Source organism: uncultured Rhodospira sp. (genome assembly GCF_937138205.1).
Taxonomy (GTDB): domain Bacteria; phylum Pseudomonadota; class Alphaproteobacteria; order Rhodospirillales; family Rhodospirillaceae; genus Rhodospira.
The window spans coordinates 100,047-106,203 of record NZ_CAKZOT010000058.1; the positions used below are offsets into that span (position 1 = coordinate 100,047).

The 6,157-nt window shown below is 69.7% G+C and carries 6 protein-coding genes; 4 read left to right on the forward strand and 2 right to left on the reverse strand.

Going from position 1 to position 6,157, the window contains the following annotated elements; genetic code table 11:
- Positions 1–272: 272 nt before the first annotated feature.
- Positions 273–911, forward strand: coding sequence for an MBL fold metallo-hydrolase (locus Q0309_RS08260; protein WP_299439423.1), 639 nt, complete (start codon positions 273–275; stop codon positions 909–911).
- Between the two features lie 95 nt (positions 912–1,006).
- Positions 1,007–3,271 (forward strand): ribonuclease R, encoded by a 2,265-nt coding sequence (gene rnr / locus Q0309_RS08265; RefSeq protein ID WP_366940577.1) that lies wholly within the window; start codon positions 1,007–1,009, stop codon positions 3,269–3,271.
- A gap of 28 nt (positions 3,272–3,299) precedes the next feature.
- Here rnr and Q0309_RS08270 read toward each other — a convergent pair whose 3' ends face one another.
- Both Q0309_RS08270 and Q0309_RS08275 read right to left on the reverse strand, forming a co-directional pair.
- Positions 3,300–3,698 carry a type II toxin-antitoxin system VapC family toxin gene (locus Q0309_RS08270; protein ID WP_299439427.1) on the reverse strand — a complete coding sequence of 133 codons (399 nt, stop codon included), beginning with the start codon at positions 3,696–3,698 and terminating at the stop codon, positions 3,300–3,302.
- Entirely contained in the window at positions 3,695–3,940 is a 246-nt protein-coding gene (locus Q0309_RS08275; protein ID WP_299439429.1) for an AbrB/MazE/SpoVT family DNA-binding domain-containing protein, read from the reverse strand. The genes Q0309_RS08270 and Q0309_RS08275 overlap by 4 nt, the downstream gene beginning before the upstream one ends.
- Before the next feature lie 245 nt (positions 3,941–4,185).
- Between Q0309_RS08275 and Q0309_RS08280 the strand changes: the two genes are divergently transcribed.
- Positions 4,186–5,802, forward strand: a complete 1,617-nt coding sequence (locus tag Q0309_RS08280; RefSeq protein ID WP_299439431.1) for a S41 family peptidase — start codon at positions 4,186–4,188, stop codon at positions 5,800–5,802.
- Positions 5,803–5,892: 90 nt separating this feature from the next.
- On the forward strand, positions 5,893–6,060 hold the full coding sequence (gene rpmG, locus Q0309_RS08285; RefSeq protein ID WP_299439433.1) for a 50S ribosomal protein L33: 168 nt from the start codon (positions 5,893–5,895) through the stop codon (positions 6,058–6,060).
- Positions 6,061–6,157: the final 97 nt, after the last annotated feature.

The window sequence follows — 6,157 nt, forward strand, 5'->3', positions numbered from 1 at the left end:
GCAGAATAGTACCAAAGCCCTTGTGGGGAAATATGCCTTTGGGATCAGGCCCGTCGGACCCCGTTCGGGTGGATCGGATCCTGGTTTACGCGTCCACCCGTGACGACGCGCGCCCGCAACGACGACTCACGGGCCTTCACGTCCATGATGGCATCATAGAAGTGGCCCCCCTAAGACGGACCACCCCAGCGACGGGTTGAGTTCTTCACGGGGTTCTGTACGGTCGCCCCACAGACCAGCCTCGCCCCGCCGACCGCACCGGAGAGTCCGCCATGGCCATCAGCGTCGTCGTTGTCCCCGTGACACCGTTCCAGCAGAACTGTTCCCTGATCTGGGACGATACGACCATGACCGGCGCCCTGATCGACCCCGGCGGCGACATCGACCGCGTGCTGTCCGTGGTGGCCGACAAGGGCGTGACCCTCGAAAAGATCCTTCTGACCCACGGCCACCTCGACCACATCGCCGGCGCCGGAACCCTGGCCGACCGCCTCGGCGTGCCCATCGAGGGACCGCACCGCGACGAGGCGTTCTGGATCGATCAACTGGACCAGCAGGCGCGCATGTTCGGCTGGCCGGAGACACCGGCCCCCGTGACGCCGACGCGGTGGCTGGAGGAGGGCGACACGGTAACAGTGGGCGGCCTGACGCTGGATGTGTACCTGTGCCCCGGCCATACCCCCGGCCACGTGGTGTTCGTGGAATCCCAGGCGCGCATCGCCTTCGTCGGCGACGTGCTGTTCGCCGGCTCGGTCGGGCGGACGGATTTTCCGAAGTCCGATCCCGACGCCCTGATCCGATCCATCATGAACACCCTCTTGCCTCTGGGCGACGACATCACCTTCGTCCCCGGCCACGGCCCCACCTCCACCTTCGGCCAAGAGCGGATGAGCAATCCGTTTTTGCGGTGAGGGCGCGGCGCCCGCGACCTTGACCCGCCCGCGGCCGCTCCCCATGGTGGGGGCGCGGCGCGATGCGGCGCCGTCACCCGCGTTGGGATATGCCCGTGCCCCCGGCCAAGCCAACCAAGCAAGCGCCCTTCCCCACCCGGGCGGAGGTGCTGGACTACATCCGCGACAACCCCGACCATGTGGGCAAGCGGGAGATTTCGCGCGCCTTCCAGTTGGACGCGGAACAGCGCCCGCAACTCCGCCAGATGCTCAAGCAACTGGAGGACGAGGGCCACATCCAGCGAGGCCGCAAGCGGCGGTTCGCGCCGCCGGGCACGCTGCCCGAGGTGACCGTCCTGACCATCCACGCCACCGACCAGGACGGCGAGTTGCTGGCCCGCCCGGACACCTGGGACACGGAGGACCTGGGGCCGCCGCCGCGCGTGCTGGTGCTGCAAATGAAGGGCCGCCACGCCACCGCCGTCGGCGTCGGCGACCGCGTGCTGGCGCGCCTGACCCGCGACGGCGAAACCAGCTACACCGCCAAGCCGATCAAGCGGCTGGCCTCCGCCCCCACCCGCCTGCTGGGGGTGCTGGCCGAGGGGCCGGACGGCTGGCGCCTGCGCCCCACCAACAAGCGCGACCGCAACGAATACCTTGTGCGCGGCGGTGACCGGAACGGCGCCGAGGCCGGCGAACTGGTCGAGGCGGAGGTGGTGCCAGGCCGCACCTATGGCCTGCGCATGGCCAAGGTCCTGGACCGCCTGGGGGACACCGCCAACCCGCGCGCCGTCAGCCTGATCTGCATCCACAGCCACGGCATTCCCACCGAGTGGCCGCCCGAAGCCGAGGATCAGGCGAAAACGGCCGGTCCCACCCCGCCCGACGGCCGCGAGGACCTTCGCGCCGTGCCCCTGGTGACCATCGACGGCGAGGACGCGCGCGACTTCGACGACGCGGTGTGGGCCGAGCCCGATCCCGAGCCGACCAACCGGGGCGGCTGGCACGCGATGGTGGCCATCGCCGACGTGGCTTGGTACGTGCGCCCGGGCGACGCGCTCGACGACGAGGCCATGCGGCGCGGCAACTCGGTCTATTTCCCCGACCGCGTGGTGCCCATGCTGCCGGAGGCGCTGTCCAACGGCTGGTGCTCGCTGCGCCCGCACGAGGACCGGGGCTGTCTGGCGGTCGAGATGTGGTTCGACGCCGACGGCAAGAAGCTGCGGCATCGGTTCCTGCGCGGGGTGATGCGCTCGGCGGCGCGGCTGACATATACGCAAGTTCAGATGGCCGTGGACGGCAGCCCGGACGACACCACCGGTCCGCTGGTCGAGCCGCTGTTGACCCCACTTTACGGCGTGTTCCAGGCGCTCGACGGCGCGCGCCGCAAGAGGGGCAGCCTGGATCTCGACCTGCCGGAACGGCGCGTGATCGTCGCCGAGGACGGCACCGTCGCCGACATCCAGCCGCGTCCGCGCTACGATAGCCACCGGCTGATCGAGGAACTGATGATCGCCGCCAACGTCTGCGCCGCCGAGGAACTGGAGCGGGTGCGCCAGCCCTGCCTGTACCGCATCCACGACGAGCCGTCGCAGGAGAAGCTGACGGCGCTGCGCGACTTCCTGCGCACCCTGGACATCAAGCTGGCGCCCGGGCAGGTCCTCACCCCGCAGCTGTTCAACCGCGTGCTGGAACACGCCCGCGACACCGAGCACGAGCACCTGGTGAACGAGGTGGTGCTGCGCGCCCAGGCGCAGGCGGAATACAATCCGGACAACATCGGCCATTTCGGGTTGGGGCTGCGGCGCTACGCGCATTTCACCTCGCCCATCCGGCGCTATGCCGACCTGATGGTGCACCGGGCGCTGATCCGGGGCCTTTCGCTGGGTGACGGCGGGCTGGCGGATGACCAGATCGATCAGTTCGCCCAGATCGGCGGCCACATCTCCTCGACCGAACGCCGCGCCGCCGCCGCCGAGCGCGACGCGGTGAATCGGTTCACCGTCGCCTTCCTGGCCAGCCGGGTGGGGGCGACCTTCACCGGCCGCGTGAACGGGGTGACCCGGGCCGGCCTGTTCGTCACCCTGAACGACACCGGCGCGGACGGCCTGATCCCCATCAGCACCCTGCCGGCGGATTTCTACTGGCACAACGAGGAGGCCCGCTGCCTGGAAGGGCGCGAGCACGGCCGCGTCTACCGCCTGGGCCAACCGGTCACCGTGCGCCTGCGCGAGGCCGACCCCATCGCCGGCGGCCTGCTGTTCGAGCTGCTGGAGGATGACGAGGACGCCGCCCCGTCGTCCGGCCCGGGCCGAGGCCGGCGGGGGCGCCCCCCGGCGGTGCGGCGGGGTCCCGGGAAACGCGCTGGCGGACGGCGGTAGGGCGAATGGCGGCCGTTCCAGACGCCCGTCACGGCGCAATCAGGGTGATGGACGGAAAGTATGTCCTGTACCGGCGGGCATCCCGTGTCAGGAGCGGCCGGTTCAGAACGGCGGCATGGGCGCCAATAAAAAAGTCCGGAAGCACACTGGTTCGCGCGCCCCCTTTGGAACGATAGGCCCGGAAAGCCTTGCCAGCCAGGAACAGCGCCGGACGGGGAATGTCCTCCATGCCAATCCCGATGTCCGCAAGGACAGCATCAAGCGCTTCGATCCGCTCATATCCAACAGATACTTCGGCGTAGACGACGGGATTGATGGCCAAAGGGCCAGCCACGGCGGCGGCATCAAGGTGGTGGATGGACCATTCGGCCCAGACCGGATCGTCGGTGGCAACATCAAGCAGGACGTTGGTATCGACCAGCGTCACCCCGCGCTGTCCTCGTTTCGCATCAGGGCCATGATCTGGTCGGTGGTCAGCCCGGCCGTCGCCGTGCCGCGCAACCGCTCGAACCGGCTCGGCCGAACCGGCCCCTGATCCGCCTTGCGCAGAACGATGCCGCCGTCCGGCGCGACCTCGAACTCGACCGCGCTGCCCGGACCGATGCCGAGACGGTCGCGCACCGGCTTGGGAATCGTCACTTGACCCTTGCTGGTCACCAGTGTCGCCATGGCTGCCTCGGGAATGCGTTTGACACGGATGATCTCACGATACGCGTCCTGTCCCCAATTGCCCACCCCATGTGATGCTCCGATTCGTCGTGGTCGATCCGGCTCCGCCCCTGCCACCGTCCCCTGTAGTGATTTCCTAACCCTTTTCCCGTACAGTGCGGATCAGGCTCACATCGGCGCGGGCGGCGGCCCGGGATCCGAGTGGTCCGGCCCTCTCCCCTCGACAGAATGAAGCCGTGTCGTCGATGAGTCGTCTTGCTCGCCCCGTGTCCTGGCTCCTGGTGCTGGTCGGCCTGATCCTGGCCGGCCTGTTCCTGGCCGCCTGCGCGCCGCCGCGCGCGCTGCCGCCGACGCCGGGATCGCCGAGTACGGACGCCCGCCCGATCCCCCCGGAGCCGTTCACCCGCGAACAGGCCCAGCGCCTGTTCACCCACGGCTATGTCGCCGTGTCCAGCCGCTACATCGAACCCGTGGACATGGCCACCTTCGTGAGCGCCGGCCTGCACGGGCTCACCCGGATCGACCCGGCGCTGGACTTCGGCATCCGCGACGGCGTGCTCGCCCTGTCGCGGGACGACCAGCCCGTGGCCGCGTTGCCGACCCCGGCCGACGGACGCGGCAGCGACTGGGCGCGGCTGAGCATCGACGCCATCCAGGCGGCGCGGGCGGTCTCCCCGCCGCTGGCGGCGGCGGATGCCGAGGCGGTGTACGACGCCCTGTTCGATGCCGCGCTGGCCAGCCTGGACCCCTTCTCGCGCTATGCCGGTGCCGAGGAAGCGCGCCTGAACCGGGGTACCCGCAACGGGTTCGGCGGCATCGGCATTCTGTTCGAGATCGACGAGACCGACGCCGTGATGGTGCGCGAGGTGGTGGCCGACGGCCCCGCCGACCGCGCCGGCCTGAAGGCGGGCGACCGGATCGTGGCCGTCGAGGACGTCCCGTTCACCCGGCCGACCAACCAGACGGTGCGCGCGCTGTTGCGCGGCCCCGTGGGCGTGCCGGTGCGGCTGACCATCCGGCGGGACTCGCTGGTCGAGGTGACCGTCGAGCGCGGCCTGATCGTCATGCCGACGGTCGAGTTGGTCCGCCAGGACGGGATCGCGGTGCTGCGCCTCAGCAGTTTCAACCAGGCCACCGCCGAGGCCGTCGCCGACGCCGTGCGCGAGGCGCGCCATTGGGGCGACACGCGCGGCCTGATCATCGACATGCGCGGCAATCCGGGCGGCCTGTTGGACCAGTCGGTCACCGTCGCCGACCTGTTCCTGGACGAAGGGACCATCGTCTCGACGCGCGGCCGCCATCCGGAGGCGCGACAGTACTACAGCGCCACGCGCGGCGACATCGCCGGTGGCCTGCCGATCGTCGTCCTCATGGACGGCGAGTCCGCCTCGGCGGCCGAGATCGTCGCCGCCGCCCTGCAGGACGGTGGCCGGGCCGTGGTCATCGGCACCACCAGCTACGGCAAGGGCACGGTGCAGACGGTTGTCCAGTTGCCCAACGGCGGCGAGATCACACTCACCTGGTCTCGGTTTCACAGTCCGTCCGGGTATGTCCTGCACGGGCTGGGCGTGCCCCCCGTGGCCTGCACCAGCGGCCGCGCCCGGCGCACGGAGCCGGCGATGGTCGAGCGCGTGCTGGCCGATGTGCGCGGCCACGCCGACACCATCGCCCGACGGCTGTCGTCATGGCGCCACACCGCCTTCGAGGACACCGAGCGCCGCCTTCGCCTGCGGGCGTTGTGCCCGGCCGAGCACCATGAGCCGGACGGCCTGGACGAGGTCGTGGCGCGGCGGCTGATTCGCGATCCGGGTCTGTACGCCCGGGCCATCGGCCTGGTGGGGGCGAATGCCGCCTATCGCTGAGCATTTGGTGGACACATCCTTGACATCGGCCGCGTTCGGCGTATGGTGCGCGGCTCTTCCTCGACCCATTACGCAAGCGGGATCCGACCCATGGCAAAGCCGGCAACCATCCAGGTCAAGCTCCAGAGCACGGCGGGCACGGGCTACTTCTATGTGGCCAAGAAGAACCCGCGTAAGACCACCGAAAAGCTTGAGTTCCGCAAATACGATCCGAAGGCGCGCAAGCACGTCGTCTTCAAGGAAACCAAGCTGAAATAGCCGTTCAGGGGCTCGGCCCCTCATACCGGGCGACCGAAGTCATGCCTCCTCCCCATTCGCCGGGCGCGGTGCCGACGCGGGAGATCCCTCGGCTCGC